Genomic DNA, 16320 nt, shown 5'->3' on the forward strand with positions numbered 1-16320 from the left:
ATGAACGCAGAATATACCAGAGGAACCGTGTTGTTGCACCCTCCTCACATCCTCCTCCTCGGGACTCGGGATGAAGCGCGCATGCTTCGACCACAACTGCGAGGAGGCCAGTTCAAGGTCACGCATCTGGTGCATCTAGGGAGTAGTGCCTCCGCCATGACGGTGCGGCTGATGCAACACGATGTCTGGCTTGCCTGCTGCACATGCTCACGTGAGGTCCGACATATTCGTCAGATGACGCCTCGCACACCGCTGGTGATCTGTTCCGGGAAGGAGGAGGAAGCGCATATTGTTAGCATGCTTGATGCTGGTGCCGACGATTATGTCTTCTTTTCCTGTGGCAAACAGGAACTGCATGCCCGCTTATACGGGCATGCCAGGCGCTATCGAGCGTCTCTGGCGTCCTCGTGTGATGTCTCAAGACGGGTTGGCCCGTGTTCTGTACTTGAAAGCGAGGATCAGCAGATTCGCTTGCTGTGCAAAGAACGGTGTGTCGTCGTTCGTGAGCAGATGCTGCGTCTGACGCCCATCGAATGTACACTGCTGTTCACACTTATGCGCGAAGGGGGGAAGGTGCTCTCTCATCGGTCATTATTACACGCTGTTTGGGGCAAGGGATACCACGAGGAAGTCGACTACATTCGCGTCTATCTTCATACCTTACGCCTCAAGTTGGAGGACGATCCCAGGCATCCTACGTATCTTGAAACAATCACCGGCGTGGGCTATCGGTTTCGCCAGCCATGTATCTCTTGGTAATTCCTGATCTCTGTACAGATTGGCTTGGAGCAAGAAGTGCCTGTCTGGCTCATCGATGATGCCATCAATGTTCATGCACAATCATTGATGTCGGTCTACCCAAACATCGAATCCTTATCCAAGGGCGATATTGTGCGTCTTGATATGGTTGCAATGATGGAAGAGTGGGCATGTCCTCTGTACATCGAGGTTGCTACGCACCTCAGTAGCTACTACATCCGTCTTGTGGCAGATCTGCCTTGTGCGGGTCATTACGTCCAGCTTATGCTTCATGTTCATTACCAGGACCAAGTGCTGAAACCTCCCCGGCATGAATGCGCGGGGGTTCCTGTTGCTCACCCACCGTTTCCTTGCTCACCTGACGGAGAACAAGGCTCTTGGTGGGGATAAGCAGGACTTTCGAGCCGACGCGCTCCGGCACGGACAGCTTTCCCAGAAGCCAGCAAGCCCATGCTTCGGGGCAGCACTTGCCCCTCATTCGCACGTTGTTGCAGCCCCTCCATCACGGCTCGCAGGCGCGGCTCCGCACCTTCCCAGACGTGCTGGGTGACAGAGGGGATGGTGTGTTCCGGTTCCAGGTGGGCCAGCAAAAAGGCCGAGTACAAATCGCGTTGCACCGGCCCTAAGCCGCAAGGGCAGTGGTGCCAGCGTTGTGATCTCGGTTTCTTCACATACCGCCCACAGTGATGGCAATACTGACTCAGTTTGGTCTTGAAAGCAGAAACTTCGCCCAGGGTGCCGCCAGTTTTTGCAACTATGCGGACCAAATGCGCTAGAAACAGCCCTGGAGCGCGAAGTCCAATACTCTTGCCATACTGCTTCTGCCATCCTTTGAACGAGGTTTTTTCGATGGTGATGGTATTACCCACCTGGGCAATGCGATGCGCGAGGTTGCCATGGAGACTTTTGCGGTGCGCGGCGAGTCTGCGCTCCAGGTTGGCATGCTGTCTCCTGGTTGCTTGATACCTCTTGCTCCCTTTCCAGGGCAAGCGTGCTTTGCCCTGTTTCTTGATGCGTCCCATCTCGTCGTAGTTTCCTGGATTGTTTGCACGGCGCTGTCGTTCCATCCTGCGTTGCAAGCGCCGCTTTTGTTGAGCATCAGGAACCAGCCCCTCACAGAACGCCACAAGATCGGCGTCGCCATCGCGCGGGACAATCGCCAGCGTGGAGGGGCCAATATCCAAACCAATCGTATCGGTTCTTCCCTCCATGTGCTTGGGCTTGACGAACGCATGACCCTCTCGCGACCAGTTGCACGACATAGCGGTTGCCGTCATGGTCAGCGCCCTGTGCTCGTGGAGAGGAGGCTTTGCGGCGGACCAGGCGCACATACTTGATGGGGTGGTGCAGACCATGCTGGACAACAGGATCACGCCAGTCGATGATCGCCGGGATCACTTCTGTATTCCAGAGGAGAAAGCCTCCATCGCCCACACCTGGGTCAAGGAGAAAGCGCAGGCCAACATCGTTGCGCTTGCCCTCGACGCTATCGATGCCGCGCCCTTGACTGCGAAAGCGGACTCGTTTGGCTTTGCCCACACAGACGCTACTCTACCGCGTGATACGCCCGGCTTGCCAGTGTTTGGGCCATGGTACTGTCAATGTGATCAGCGATCCAGGAGGCACGAGCACGTTTGGCGTACTCATGCAGGGCGTACTCCGAAAAGTGATGCTTTGTGCGCACATGAGAAAACGCCTGAGTTCGTTCTTGCCTGTGAGTACGAGGAATGGCACAGGCTTTGCTCCAGGCAGGATCGTTACGCATCCGCCTGAGTCGCTTGTTGGCTTCTCCAAGCAGCGCGTTATACAGCTGCCGAGCAGCCTCCAAGTGAGCGCGCAAGCGCTGCTCCTGGCTCCAGTCCACGTGCAGGGGCACTTCGAGGAGAAACGTTGGGGTCGCGGGCTCGCTTCATGGGTTGCTCAGCCTCTCTCTGTCTTTTTGCATGGGGTGCACATGCAAAAGCTCACGTCCCCTGCCATCTGCGCAAAACGATCGCATCCCGGCCTGATCAGCACCGTTTTCGCCGCATCGTCCAGTCTCGCGTTCCTACAGGGGGAAGACGAGGTTCTCTCGTCCAACTCACCCCCGCATCAGTCCCGTTGCTGGGAATGTCGGCCACCGACGAGAGCGCGGTGCCGATTACGGCAAGTTAGAACAAGTGTACTACAGCCAGCAACTCCTGTCAAGTTTGGAGAAATCATCCTCGATTGCTCCCCCACCTACCCCCCAAACAAGGAACGGCTTTTCATCCCCCGGATGGAATCGCGGGGGCTTTCAAGCCCAACTTTTTGTAAACGCCCTGAAAGCGTGATGTCGCGCTGCGACATCACGCTTTCAGGGCGTTTACTCGTAACGTGCATGGCGTGCTTTGCGTAGCGCGCTTTCCACGGTCAGGCATCCCTCATTTTGGGAAGGGTAACCGTAAAGGTCGATCCTTTCCCGACTTTGCTGTCCACTGTGATGGTTCCCCCATGGCCCTTGATGATCTCGGCCACAATGTAGAGCCCCATGCCCAGGCCGGGGATCGCTTTCTGCTTGGGACCAGCGACGCGATAGAATCGGTCAAAGATTTTGTCGCGCTGCTCTCGCGGGATGCCCAGGCCATGATCGTGCACACGGATCGTGACCGCATCTTCGGAGGCGGAGAGATCCATCTCGACGGTCTCTGCGCCGGGAGAATACTTGATGGCATTGCTGAGCAGGTTGGTGAAAACCTGTCCCAGCCGGTCTCGATCCGCTAGCAGGCTGGCCTGCACCACGCCACGCACCAGGATGCGATGGCTGGGATGGGCATGCTGCATGGTATCGGCCACCTCATGGAGCAACGTGTCCAGGTCGACCGTCTCCTGCTGATATTCCAACCTGCCTGCCTGGATCTTAGACACATCGAGTAACTCTCCGATCAGGCGTTCAAGCTGCTTGACGGGCCTCTCCACCTTGGAAAGCACTGTGGCTGCCTCATGAGGGGATTGCCGTTCCAGTCGCTTTCTCGCCAGTTGGGTCTGCATCTTTAAGGCGGTGAGCGGCGTCTTGAGCTCATGGCTGGCCATGCTGATAAAGTCATCCTTGCGTTGTTCCAGCTCCTTGCGGGCCGAATTATCCAGCACAATAGCGATTGCTTGGGACGGATTGGCTTGTAATGTGACGCGTCCTACGACCACGGGAAGGCGACTGCCATCTTTACACACGTACTCTTTCTCATAGGGCGTCATTGACTGCTGGGTATCAAGTTCCTCATGGGCCTGCAGGGTCCGAGCCAGATATTCTGGAGGCGTCATGTGCAACCAGTTTATGTTCCCCGCATGCAGGTCTTCGCGTGTATAGCCGGTCATGCGCAGAAAGGTGTCGTTCGCGTCCACAATCTGCTCACCCTCGGCGATATTGATCCCGATAATGTTGGAGTTCATCAGGGTGCTTACGCGCTCCTGGCTCTGGCGCAAGGCCTCCTCCGTCCGTTTCTGGTCCTCAATATCGGTGCAGGTGCCAAACCACTTGACGACCTGGCCTGTTTCATCACGTATCGGCATGGCGCGCGTGAGGAACCAGCGATAGCTCCCTGTGTTGCCATTCCTGAAACGATATTCGATCTCATAGGGTTCACCTGTTTGGAGTGTATGCTGCCGAAGAGCCACAATATATTCAGCATCCTCAGGGTGCAAGAACTGACGCCATCCATAATCTTGGAGTTGCTCAAAAGCAGCATGCGTATACTGACAATAGCGGCGATTGACGTAATCAACACGGCCATCCGGTTGGGTCGTCCACACCAGTTGAGGCACCGTTTCGGCCAGCACACGAAAATGCTCCTGGCTCTCTTTGAGTTGCTGCTCAGTTCGTTTCTGGTCCTCAATGTCGGTGCAGGTGCCAAACCACTTCATGATTTGGCCGGTTTCATCACGCACTGGCATGGCGCGGGCTAAGAACCAACGATACTCCCCGGTCGTGCCATGACGCAGGCGCAGTTCCGTTTCATACGCCCCTCCGGTCTGGACGGCGCACTGCCAGATGGAGCGGACGCGTTGCCGGTCCTCAGGATGAAGACACTGCAACCATCCCTCTCCCTGGGCTTCTTCGATGCTCAGCCCGGTATAGTCGCGCCAGCGCTGATTAAACGAGTCATGAGAGCCGTCCGGTCGCGCGGTCCAGACCAGCTGGGGGATGGCATCGACCAGGGCATGGATTTCCGCTTCGGCGCACTTGCGCGCAGTGATATCCCGGCCTGCGTAGATGAGGTACTCGACGTGTCTGTCAGCATCCAGATGCGGGGTAATCGTCACTGCAAGGTCCAGATACCACCCCTCTTGTGGGCGTATCCTGGCCTCAAAATACACGATTTTTCCCCGGCTGGCCTGTTCAATCGCAGTGTGTAATTGCCGCTGGACAGCTGGAGCATACGACCACCAAGGGATTTCGATGAATGGTTTGCCGACCACCTCTTCTCGCCGGAGATGTGCGTCCGCTAAGGGGCGTTGACTGATTTCCAGGGCCAGCCCCTCAGGGGTCAAGACCGCCACCCGGTCAGAGATGCTCTCCAGCAGGTTCAGATACTTCTGTTCACTCTGACGAAGGGCATCCTTGAACCGCTTTGGTTCCGTGTTTTCCTGGAAAAAGACCGCGAGGCCCACTCCGGTGGGCATGATCTGTGCATGGAACCAGGTCTGGGTAACCGGGGAACGATATTCCACTTCGGTCAGTTTTCGCGTCTGTCTGGCCTTGAGCACAGCCTGGTAGAGCGCTGTGCTCACCAACTGTGGAGCGCAGCCCCACAATGGCTGGCCACATACTTCCTCTTGTGTGGCGCCTAGGATGCTCTGCGCGCTCGCATTGGCATACACAGTCATCTCGGCGTCGTCGATGACAAACAAGGCCCCAGGAAGCGTCTCAAGAAGTGTGACGAGCGTCTCACTCGACGCAGGCGTGAGACCCTTGGTCGGCTTTATATTCGACATAGTGCGGTCCATCTCCCTTTCACGTGTCCCCATCCCTGGTGGCGAAACTGCGTACCTGCTCTCACCGAAAGCCAGTCTAGTGAAATGATGTGCTATCTTCGAGAAACAAGCAAGCTATACAATGAGATATCGGTGAAATCGTTCGTCCTCTTCATAGGACTATCTATGCCCATCCATGAGACGTTTCGACCTCAGAGGAACGTGTAAAAATAGACTCAACATCTCTCTATGGAGAGACGGCCGATTGGCATACACAAAACATGATAATGGCCTGATATTCAGGAGGGTTCCAATGTGCTCCCAGACGAAACAAGCCAGCGAACTTGAAGAGAGAACAGTGAAAAAAGAGGCGCGCTCTCGATCATCTCGCAGGTTGAAGCATAATCGAAGAGTGTTGACAGTGAGGTGAGAACAGGAGAGGGCTTGAAGTTCTCCTCTTGCAGAAGAGGAGAACTTCAAACGTAACTACAGTGGCCGTTGCCCGCAGGCAATAAACGTGTTGGAATAGCTCTTATAGCTATCATATTCTTCCAGAGAGGTTGCCAGGGCCTGATCATATTGTACTGGCGAGACGCCGAGCTGAGACAGCACTTGCTGGCGCATCGCTTTATTGATGGCCTGGACGCCTGTCGCCGCCATGGTGCCGATGCGCCCTCCCCAACTGCCAACAGGATTGGGAACCTGTTGATACACAATATTAGTAAGGCCTGCAACTTTGAGGAGCGTCTGAGCACGACGAGCCATCGAAGGATCAATGCCTTTCTGGCGGCTCGCCTCCGTGATCCAGGTCGCAAGTTGCGTACTGGCTGGTCCCATCTGCTCAAAGGTGATATCCACTTCCACGATTTCCACCCAGCCGCCGGGGCGAGTCACCTTGACCAGTTCCTGGATTTCGCCTGGCCAACGTTGGGTGGGAAGGGCAAAGACCAGGAGCCGTTGATGCACATAATCAAAGCTCTGCGGCGCAAAGGGCAGCCCCTCAAGAACGTTGCCTTGCACAAAGCGGCACGTATCAGGAAATTGTGGACTTCGTAGCAAGGCGAGGGGAGAAACCAGATCAAAACCCACCACGGTTGCTTGAGGATACGTAACAGCCATTTCCTGACACCAGCGCCCTGTTCCACATCCAACGTCTAAAATGCTAGTTGGATGCTGCAACGGAGCCAGGGCATTGCCTTTGAGCGTGGCGCGCAAAATATAATGCTGGAAATCCAATCGATTGATTTCTTCATCGTTTCGGGGTAAGAGATAGGGAGCATTCCCATGCTCCCCGATTGGTTGTGATCCTGATTGTCTCTGGGCCATTGAGGGTGCCTTTCCCCTTCTATCTGTTTGAACCTGTGATAACGTCTTCCGTGAAAATATCTTGAAGAAAGACATGTGAGCATCCTGCTTTCTTTGTATGTTTGCTTTCTTGGAGTACTGTAGCATGCTCACCTGCTGCACTACATTAAAAATGCATAAAGATTTTCTCTTCAACAGGCACGAGCGCACTCCCAGAGGCCTTTCACTGTCGAAGCCCCCCTCTTCAATGAGAGCACAGGCATGGATAATACACTCATTTCCTCGACTTCGCCCGAAACTGGGAAGAACTTCGCCCACTATTGGGTGGTTTTCCTCTTCCCATTCACCATCCTCTTTGAGTACACTTACCTCTGACACAGAGAGATCGACAACGAGGAAGGAGCCACCTGATGTCTCACCTGTTTATTCGCGCCTTACTATCCCTGATGACAGGAAGACCGTACGTCATACTCACACGATGGGGAGGTATTGTTCTGCTCGTGATCGTGGGGATGCTCCTCACTGCTCATACACCTGCTCCACCATATAGCTCATCTCCTACGGTTCAGGATACCTCGCTTTCTGCTACATCCCCCACGCAGACCGGTGGAGGCGAATACACGGGCTTACTTCTCAGTCCTTCTTCTCAGCAGCAAGCCCTGGCTTGCGGAATTGGTGATGTGGCCTGCTCTACAAGCGGATTGCGGGAGGAAATATGCTCAAGGCTCTAGCTTATATACGTTTGTACAGTAGCAAATAGACGCACTTGCCTCAAGCTCAAAACACCTATCCATCCGAGATCACCTCACGAATGGGAACGTCAAGCGCCTGTTGTACCTCGCGGAGCAGGCTGGCGAGTTCTACTTCACAGGCGCTGAGCAGGCTTCGTGCGAGGAGGACTTCCCCAGAGAGACAGTCGCGTAATACCCAGAGCACTTCATGACCGACATCTGGTTGTAAGCCATCAATGGCTAGAGCATCGGTCAAGAAATCGAGGAAAGGATTGACCGATCGGGAGCAGCATGATGCTGACAAGAAAAAACCAAGAATGGCAAACTTCCATGAAGAGCTGTGATCACCTGCGATGTTATTCTCTCCTGAAAAGCTTTTTTACTTAGCATGCAGCAGTGCTTTTTGCCCATTACACACGGAGGCCGAATTCCTTCTGAAACCCCTCTCGACCGCTGTCTGTTACCTGAACGGCCCGGCTTGAAACGGTCCGCTGGATCCATCCTCGTTGAAACAACTGCTCAACGAAGGCTGTACCTAATCCTCCAGCCAGGTGGTAACGGCGTTCACTCCAATCTAAACACTGCCGAGCGAAGCTTCGCCGTTGGTGTTGAAGCCTCTCAAGATCAAGCCCGAAATGAGTGAGAAAGCGCGAACCCTCCTTCGTCACACCATAGTTTCGGTCATCTCTCGTTAACAGATAAGAATCGACCAGTACCTGAGTCAATTCAACCCCAAGTTTGCCTGCAAGGTGATCGTAGCATGTGCGTGCAAAACGGAGCTGTTCGACGGCAATCGATTCTCGCAACGTGCGAATTGGAGCAGGAGGAGCGAGAGTTGCAAGGACTTCAAGTGCATGGGCAACTTCTGCACTCGCGAGCGCATAATAGCGATGCCTTCCCTGGGTTGTCAGGGTAAGTAATCCACCTGCGACCAACTTTGCCAGGTGAGAGCTTGCTGTCTGTGGGAAGTTACTGCACAATAGGCGAGTTCATCGGCAGGTAAAGCCTGTTTCCCCAATAAGGCATCGAGCATGGCAGCACGCGAAGAATCTGCGAGGAGTTCTGCAACCGCAGCAATATTTACCTCTGTTTTTGTGTCATTCATACTTCGATTCTAACCGAAGTATTCCCATGTTACTCCGAGCGCCGGGCGACTTGCTTGCCGGAACGCATCTCAACCGGGCGGCGAGCATAGAGAGCACGCACCGAAAGATGCGCTTCGAGCCAGAGCAGAAGCGGACCAACGATAAGCACCGGTCCCATTAGCGCTATCCACGTGCGCGATGGGCCGGCGGCGTTGAGCCACGCGAACATTGCCGGAGCGATGGCACCAGCGATTCCCCAGGCAAGCTCAAAGAGAGCCATGTAACGCCCAAGCGTATGAACGGGACTGCTGGTCGCTGCCAGAGCCGCCGATATGCTGCCGGCGATCATGCCCGCGAAGGTATAGATGGCGACCGCGCCAAACAAGGAGGGGATGAGCAGGACGCTCGGGATCAGTGGGGCCAGCGCAAATAACAGGCAACCCACGATCCATAGCAGGCAGGCAACGAGCAGGGAGCGTGTGCGACGAAAGGACTCCAGGAGCCGCACCGTCACCGTCTGCGTGCAGATCACCAGCAGACTGTTGAAGGCGAACAGTGCGCCCACTGTCGCCGTTGAAAGCTTCAGGGTCTCCGTCGCGTAGATCGGCAGCCCAAGCGACATCATCAGGGGGCAAAGTGCGAAGACCACGTTGCACGCAACCAGTACAAGGAACGGACGATCCGCCAGGACGACGCGATATCCAACCCGCCCGTCAGCGAGAGCACGCCCACGTAGCGAATCATCGGGCAGACCCTCAACCCGATCCCTGGACAGGTCTTCAACCTGGCCGTTGGGCTGATGAGCAGCTCTACGCCAGCAGAGCGCGAGAGCCATCAGGAGGAAGCTACATACGTTCGCTAGGATGAGCGCTCGATAGCCATTGGAGCCGCCAAACGTCACAATGAGGCCCGCCAGCAGGCCGCCCACGATCAGCCCGATGTTCTGTGTCACCCCCACGAATCCAAACCAGCGGTCTCGCTCATCGTGGCCCGCGACTTCGGCGATCAGCGTAGTGGCGGACGCGTAGAAGATGCGATTGCCGGCCGTGACAAGAAATGCCATTGCAAATAGCAGAGGGATGGTACGAACGAAGAGGTAGCCCAGGAAGCCTATCACCTGAAGAAGCTGGCTCACCACAACAAGCCGCCTGGCCCCGAAGCGGTCTACAAGGCTGCCAGTGATTGGGTTCATTGGCAAGGTTAGGATGGTGGCGACGGTGAGCGCGACTCCGATGGCCGGAAGGTCGAGTTGCGCAATCTTCTGGAAGTACAGCAGTGAGAAGGGCTGGTAGAGTCCGGTGCCGAGCGCGTCTATGAGAAATGCAAGAACAAGGGCCTCACGCCCTCGCATCCTGGGGATTCCTGATAGTTGTAAGAGTCTTGAGAGTCGTGGTAGCATAACACCCCCGGTATGTCTTTCGTGAACTTTCGTGAAGCACGCGGGACAGAGCCAGGGGTGCCTTACCCTTTATTTATCTTTGAGCCTATTCTACCTCGATTGAGGCATCCTGTCAAAGGTCTTACCATAGGTCTACGCCTCTGATGGGAAAGGAGATACATACCAGGGCCACTCATCAACACTTAGCGGAGAAACAAAGGGCTTCCGTCAGGTCTACCAATCCTTAGCGGGGAAAATGGCACCAGTTTGCGAGCCTGGCGATCAGCCACCTCGCCCCTCTGATCATCTACTTCGCCATCCGTTCCTCGGTGACGAGCGACACAGAGGCGCTGGCTCTCGCCAGGTTCGTTCCAGTTGTATGGACGCTGGGTTCCTCACTCTGGTTGCGGCGGATCGATCTCTTCGGGCTGCTCGGTGTCGCGATCTACGGCATCGCCCTTGCCATTGCGATCTTCTTCAACATAGGCGCGCTGCCGCTCAAGCTCCATCATGCGGTGCTGGGCGGCGCAGTCGGGCTGGTGTGCCTCGGCTCGGTAGTCAGAGGCACACCCCTCGTTTTGCTCTTCATACGGCGCTCTATGAAACACACGAGATACGCAGGGCAGGTCGAAACAGCCATGGCCAATCCTCGGTTTGTCAAGAGAATCTCCAATGTGACGCTCATCATCGGCATTGCCTCTCTCGCCGACGCGGTACTTCAGACAGCGCTGGCACTCATGCTCTCGACGAGTGCCTTTCTCGTCGCGACGACCGCTGTCCATATCGGTGTCGTTGTTGGGATCGCCCTCGGGATGTACGTGTTCTTACTGCTGTGTCGCCCGATAGACGAAGGATCGTCCTGGCAGACAGCGCTAACAGCCTCTCCATCATCGAGCCGCGCTATCTCTTTGTGAGGCAGGCCCTCTCTTCAGCCTTGTGGATGTAGGTATGGTCGGACTGGGCTTGATACTGCTCGCGCTTGTGCTGATCATCTTCGGGCGCGGTGCCAAGCTACGGGGCGTGGTTGGCGTGGTGGCGATCATGGTCGCGTTGATGGCGATCATGGTTGTGAGTGGCTGGAACTCTCTCATCTTTGACGCCAAATCAGGCCAGGGCTATAAGCGGCGTGAGATCCCTCATCTCACGCCGCTTATAGCGCGACTACCGTGCGTTGCTCGGCTTGCCGAACAGGTTGGAGATCAGCAGTGCCATGACAAGCAGCACCAGGCCAATGAGGCCGCTTCTGACATATCCCGTAATGTGGGTGACTTGCGCAGTGACATTTCTAACGACTTGTCCTATCAGGAATAGGATGTTGCTGTTTAGCCGAGGGTAACCCAGAAGAATATTTTCGTGCACCTGGGCCGCAAAGTTTGTACCAACAACAAAGAGTGCCAGGCCCGCGAAGCTTGTGCCCACAGCAAAGGCGATAGGACCAACGCTGCGATAGTGGCCGCGTGTTCTCAGGAAGGCCAGTGAGGCGACAAAGCCTAAGAGCATGTAGAACATGCAAAACTCATAGAGGGAGAGGTGTGGATATAAGATGAAGATAAAAAAGTATTCCACAATCGCGGCGGCGAGCGAGGTCACCATGCCAACCCAGGGGCCGTACTTCGTCCCAAAGAAATAGACCAGAGCGAAGGAGAAGGCGAAAACGAAGGTACTTAGCGACCGAGGTGTCTTGGATACGACATATCCCATAATTGCGCAGAGGGGCGCTCCGATCAGCATCGCCACGAGTTGCCTGCTTGTGAGGCCCCATGCGCTCGGACGTGACTCTTGTACCTGCTGGTGTTTGGCTCCCTGTGCCTGGTGGGCGTAGGGGTTGTTAGGTTGCCCTTGTGCTCCGGGTCCCTGCGGACGAAGGTTGTTGGGCGGCATGAAGGCCGCCGGAGGTGTGACGTTCTGTAGCTGCGCGGAGGGTGGCATAGTAGCTCTTACCTGGTAGGGCACGTGCTGGCCCGATTGAGCGGCTATGTATGGTTGGTTGGGTTGTGCGAGAAGAGTAGGATGATCGGGCGAGGAGACGCTAGTGGGGGGCTGTCCCTGGCTGGCCTGCTCAAGCGCGTTGGCGAAGGCTTTGACGCTACCGAAGCGCTGATGGTAGTCCTTCGCCAAAGCGGTCGTAATGACCTCCTCGACGTGAGGCGAGATGTTGGCGACCTTCTCGCGCAAAGGCGGGAGGGTCGCGAACATGTGTTGCGTGCACAGTTCGGTGAAGGTGCCATTAAACGGGCGCTCGCCAGTCAGCCACTCGTAGACAACGATGGCGAGCGAGTATTGATCGCTGGCTGGTCGCGGCTTGCCCTGAATCTGCTCAGGCGACATGTAGGCGACGGTCCCGACGACATCCTGCGTGTTCTGGTTGCGCGAGCTTTGCGAGACCAGGGCGATGCCGAAGTCGCTGAGCAAGACGTCTCCTTGCTGCCCCAGCAGCATATTCTCGGGCTTGATATCACGATGGATCAGGCGCTCGTCATGGGCATATTGCAGGGCGGATGTGGCCTGTTGAACATAGGGCAGAATGGTGGTCAGAGGGAGACGCGTGCCTCGTGGGTAGCGCTGGCGGAGCGTGCCCTTCGAGGCGTAGTCCATGACCAGAAAGGGAACCTGCTCGGCAATGCCAAAATCCAGCACGCGAATGATGTTGGGATGGACTAGGCGCGCGACCGTCTGGGCCTCGCGCTGAAAGCTCTCGGTGTCGTCCTGGCCCGAAAGCTGGGCGTGTAGGACCTTGATGGCGGCGGACGTCTTGAGGTAGACATGCTCGCCGAGGTAGACCTCAGCGAAGCCGCCTTGCCCTAGCAATTGCGTCAGGGTATAGTTCCCCAACTGCTTCCCGATAAGATTTGCCACAATGCATCCTTTACCGTTGCAAAAACATGATACTATGCGATGTTCACGCACTTGAGAGCACGTCCTTCCTCAGATGAGACGTCGAAAGGATGGCAAGCACCTCTCTGGGCTGAGAGGTGCGCAGTGCGATGGTGTAGGACCATCCGGCATAGTACACATGTTTGCCCTCTCGCGGGCGGGGTGTGATCCCCTGCGACGGCAACAGCAGCGTCGCCTCCTGCCCGCTATACAAGCAGGAGTTGACCTCCGAAGAAGTCACGCGGTACGACTCGTACCGCCTGGTTTGCTGATAGGTGAGGAGAAAGGCCATGCCCAGCCGGGCGATATTGAGCGACGCCGCGTAATCCCTCGCCCCCTTCCACAGGCACTCGGGGTTCGAGCAGCAGAGCATCGGCCCCCACGAGATGGCCTGTGTGCGGTCCTCTGGTGCCGCAGAGGCGTACGTTTTGGCCGGCTCACCACAGCGAGGGCAGGTATGGGTCGTGCCACGCGCTTCCACCTGCCGCGCCCGGATGCCCAACAGGTGGCACTTGTACTTGAGGACGCGCCAGAGCTCACCTCGCACCGTGGTATTGTTGCGCCAGTTGCGGAAGCGTCCCCGCACCCCACGGCCACGCCCCTGCGTCTTGAGCGTCCTGAGGTCTTCTCCACAGATGAGCCGGCAGTCGGAGAGCAGCGCCAGCAGGATCAACAGGTTCGAGGCCAGGTGCGCCAGTTCGCGGTTTCTCCGCTCGTAGCTCTTCCAGCACTGGCTGATGCGCGCATCGTACTCCCGGACGCGCTGCTGCCAGCCCGCAAGATGCGCGGGGAGCGGGACCCCATGCTCCTGGTGGGCGGCCTGGGCCTCCTTGACGAACTGTCCGTAGCGATCGCGGCAGGCCTTGAGCCGATCAATCTCCCTTCGCAAGCGCGCCTGCCTGCCATCGATGCCGCCCGTATCCAGGAAGACCGGACGGCTCACCTGCCGGGACCGCTCCTCGTCGCCCTCCTCCGGTCGTTGCAGGATCGAGACCGTGATCAGCGAGCGCACGCCCCAGTCCCAGCCCAGCACGCGCGTCTCTTGCTCGAGCGGAGAGACGTACCTGGCCGGTACCTCCAGGGTGAGATCGAGCACGGCCACGCGGCTGCCATCGTCGCCCCGGATCTCTCTCAACGTTGGCGCCTGGGGGAGAGCCCCTTGCGCGAGGGACGCGCAGACGGCGGGGGGCAGCGCGATGGCCTGGCTCCAGGCTCCCCAGCTCCATTTCCCCTGGTCATCGGGGGTGCGCAGTCGCAGCGAGAGCGATGCGAGTTGTCGCTCTTGCCTGCTCTCGAGATCGCAGCCTGGGGCCAGCTCGATGCGTGCCCGATAGGTCTGACCGGCCTTCATGCCGTCGTCTCCGGCGAAGGTCAGGTGACCGACCGAGAGGACGGGCACGGGTTGAAGGGCTTCATAGGTGCTGGGGAACGCTCCGGTTTGCAGGTACCAGTTGCAGGCCTGTGCCATGAGATTGGTCATGGCCACAAACGCCTCAGCATCCTCCCCGGCATCCTGCAGCTGTGCGCGCAAGGTGCGAACCTGCTCGTTGATCTGCCGGTGATCTTTTCTGGCGGGCCGCTTGCCTTGGGCGGGGATGATCAAGCCCTCGGAGAGCAGGGGCACGATCGCCTCGAAGACGCGCTTGCGGCTGGCCTGGGCGCGCAGGATGCGGCCCGCCTGCTCCATCTCGCAGCGCTCCTGGCGGTTGCCGTGACCAGAGCGGGTGAGCAGGTGGCGCTCGACCTGCTTCCAGGCAGGACCGGCCCTCTCGCCAGCAAAGGCATCGAGCTGGGGCCAGAGCGTGGTGATGATCTGGTTGATGGCGAGGCGGCTGGCATCGAGGAGCCGCAGGGCCTGAGCTTGCATGCCATCGGGCACGCGGATGGGGAACGAGAGCATTTGCGTTTTGACCACCTGCGTCCTCCTGGTTTCTGACCCCGCGAGACGATTCGCTGCTGGGCCATCGATGCGTTGACCTCGATACCTGAAGTATACGAAAAATCAACATGTGTTGCAACTGTCAGCACCCTATCTGAACAATCGTCTCTGCCCTCCCTCCCGCTTTAATATGCAAGCGTGGAAGGCACTTCACGAGTAGTTAGCTTGATTGTAATGAGCAAACTGCCTGATAGGTATTGTAGAGTGTTGATCCACACGCGTCAAGGCGATGGGCAAGGAAGCGACAGCGATCACCGATCCTTCAGCTTAACTGGTTGCCGCGTCCGGCGAGAAGGTTTTCAAATTCTTTAGTTGTCGTGTGATGCATTCAATAAATGAAAGAAAATTTTCTCCTGCTGCTTCAAACGATCAGCATAAGGAAGCACTCTCACGGCTCTAGCTTATATACATTTGTACAGTAACAAATAGACGCACAAACGCTTACAAGCTAGAGCCACACTATGCGCTTCTGCCATCATGACAATTCATCTGTCTGCGATTGAGCATATGGCCACTCAATGACGACACCTAATGCTTGAATCAGCGCCACCGCCTGCACGGGATCTATGACCAGGCCTTGCAACTCGGTCGGTCCAATATGCACGCCCTCGATCTCACAGCCCGCCAGGTTCGCGCCCTTGAGCCTGGTACCCGAGAACTGCACATGCTTGAGACGGCAGCGCTCGAATATCGCACCTGCCAGGTCCGAGGCCTGAAAATCCACGTCGCTAAGATCACACTCTTCAAAGCGGACCGAGCGAAACTTACTAAAACGGAACTGCGCCAGGTTCAAGGTACAGCCCTGGAATACTACGTCCTGGAAGCGCGATTCATTGGCCTGGAAGCCAGTCAGAAGGCATGAACGAAACTCGACCCGGTCCATACTGACCTGCGACCAGCGGGCGCTCGCCATTTCACATGCCTCCAGGCGGCAATCCTCCAGGCGCGCAAGATCGAACTGGCTCTCGTTCAGCTTTACCCGCTTGAGCAATACCTGCTCAAAATGCACATGGGACGCGACCTGCCCGCTTAACTCCTCACGCGCAAGGACGAACGTGCTATAGTGCCCATGGTCTTCCACATACGGCGTCGGCAACGCATGCGTCTCCATCCGCCGAGGCAAGAGCGGCGCTTTGATCGCTCTGACTATTGGCAATGGCCCGGTTTGACCAACAGGGAGTTGACCAGATTGGTACTGGCTACACATATCGCTTCACTCCTTTCCAGCGAAGAACATCTACAGCAAGCGGCACAAAAAATTGGAGGGCGATCTACTCACCCTCCAGTGTACACTAAAATTTTTCGCTTGTCGTCTTACTC

General features: G+C 56.7%; 10 protein-coding genes and 3 pseudogenes. 4 read left to right on the forward strand and 9 right to left on the reverse strand.

Going from position 1 to position 16320, the window contains the following annotated elements; all coding sequences use genetic code 11:
- Positions 1 to 759 (forward strand): winged helix-turn-helix domain-containing protein, encoded by a 759-nt coding sequence (locus tag KRAC_RS46600; RefSeq protein ID WP_052569202.1) that lies wholly within the window; start codon positions 1 to 3, stop codon positions 757 to 759.
- 335 nt (positions 760 to 1094) lie between these two features.
- Here the strand turns inward: KRAC_RS46600 and KRAC_RS67825 are convergent.
- From KRAC_RS67825 to KRAC_RS63930, 3 genes and pseudogenes are all read right to left on the reverse strand, one after another.
- Positions 1095 to 2635 (reverse strand): annotated as a pseudogene (locus KRAC_RS67825) (nuclease/transposase family protein).
- 515 nt (positions 2636 to 3150) lie between these two features.
- Positions 3151 to 5709, reverse strand: coding sequence for a PAS domain S-box protein (locus KRAC_RS46625; protein WP_007919285.1), 2559 nt, complete (start codon positions 5707 to 5709; stop codon positions 3151 to 3153).
- A 465-nt stretch (positions 5710 to 6174) separates the two neighbouring features.
- Complete coding sequence (locus KRAC_RS63930) at positions 6175 to 7014, reverse strand: class I SAM-dependent methyltransferase (RefSeq protein WP_052569204.1); 840 nt, start codon at positions 7012 to 7014, stop codon at positions 6175 to 6177.
- Positions 7015 to 7403: 389 nt separating this feature from the next.
- Between KRAC_RS63930 and KRAC_RS67835 the strand changes: the two genes are divergently transcribed.
- Positions 7404 to 7724 carry a hypothetical protein gene (locus KRAC_RS67835; RefSeq protein ID WP_007919288.1) on the forward strand — a complete coding sequence of 107 codons (321 nt, stop codon included), beginning with the start codon at positions 7404 to 7406 and terminating at the stop codon, positions 7722 to 7724.
- A gap of 58 nt (positions 7725 to 7782) precedes the next feature.
- On the opposite strand, the pseudogene KRAC_RS46635 reads toward KRAC_RS67835, so the two are convergent.
- The 3 genes and pseudogenes from KRAC_RS46635 to KRAC_RS46645 all read right to left on the reverse strand — a co-directional run.
- Positions 7783 to 7968 (reverse strand): annotated as a pseudogene (locus KRAC_RS46635) (ISNCY family transposase); the annotation flags it as partial.
- Positions 7969 to 8134: 166 nt separating this feature from the next.
- Positions 8135 to 8829, reverse strand: a pseudogene (locus KRAC_RS46640) (ArsR/SmtB family transcription factor).
- 29 nt (positions 8830 to 8858) lie between these two features.
- Positions 8859 to 10160 carry an MFS transporter gene (locus KRAC_RS46645; RefSeq protein WP_007919289.1) on the reverse strand — a complete coding sequence of 434 codons (1302 nt, stop codon included), beginning with the start codon at positions 10158 to 10160 and terminating at the stop codon, positions 8859 to 8861.
- Positions 10161 to 10462: 302 nt separating this feature from the next.
- On the opposite strand from KRAC_RS46645, the gene KRAC_RS72820 reads away from it, so the two are divergent.
- Entirely contained in the window at positions 10463 to 11101 is a 639-nt protein-coding gene (locus tag KRAC_RS72820; RefSeq protein ID WP_338010164.1) for a VC0807 family protein, read from the forward strand.
- Positions 11102 to 11348: 247 nt separating this feature from the next.
- Here the strand turns inward: KRAC_RS72820 and KRAC_RS63935 are convergent, their stop codons facing one another.
- Positions 11349 to 13043, reverse strand: coding sequence for a serine/threonine protein kinase (locus KRAC_RS63935; RefSeq protein WP_007919292.1), 1695 nt, complete (start codon positions 13041 to 13043; stop codon positions 11349 to 11351).
- 43 nt (positions 13044 to 13086) lie between these two features.
- Positions 13087 to 14412, reverse strand: coding sequence for a transposase (locus tag KRAC_RS46660; protein ID WP_244422118.1), 1326 nt, complete (start codon positions 14410 to 14412; stop codon positions 13087 to 13089).
- 24 nt (positions 14413 to 14436) lie between these two features.
- On the opposite strand from KRAC_RS46660, the gene KRAC_RS77310 reads away from it, so the two are divergent.
- Positions 14437 to 14997, forward strand: coding sequence for a hypothetical protein (locus KRAC_RS77310; protein ID WP_244422527.1), 561 nt, complete (start codon positions 14437 to 14439; stop codon positions 14995 to 14997).
- A 478-nt stretch (positions 14998 to 15475) separates the two neighbouring features.
- Here KRAC_RS77310 and KRAC_RS46665 read toward each other — a convergent pair whose 3' ends face one another.
- Positions 15476 to 16207: a pentapeptide repeat-containing protein gene (locus KRAC_RS46665; RefSeq protein WP_007919296.1), complete on the reverse strand. Its 732-nt coding sequence runs from the start codon at positions 16205 to 16207 to the stop codon at positions 15476 to 15478.
- Positions 16208 to 16320 lie beyond the last annotated feature (113 nt).

It is taken from the genome of Ktedonobacter racemifer DSM 44963 (assembly GCF_000178855.1).
Classification (GTDB): domain Bacteria; phylum Chloroflexota; class Ktedonobacteria; order Ktedonobacterales; family Ktedonobacteraceae; genus Ktedonobacter; species Ktedonobacter racemifer.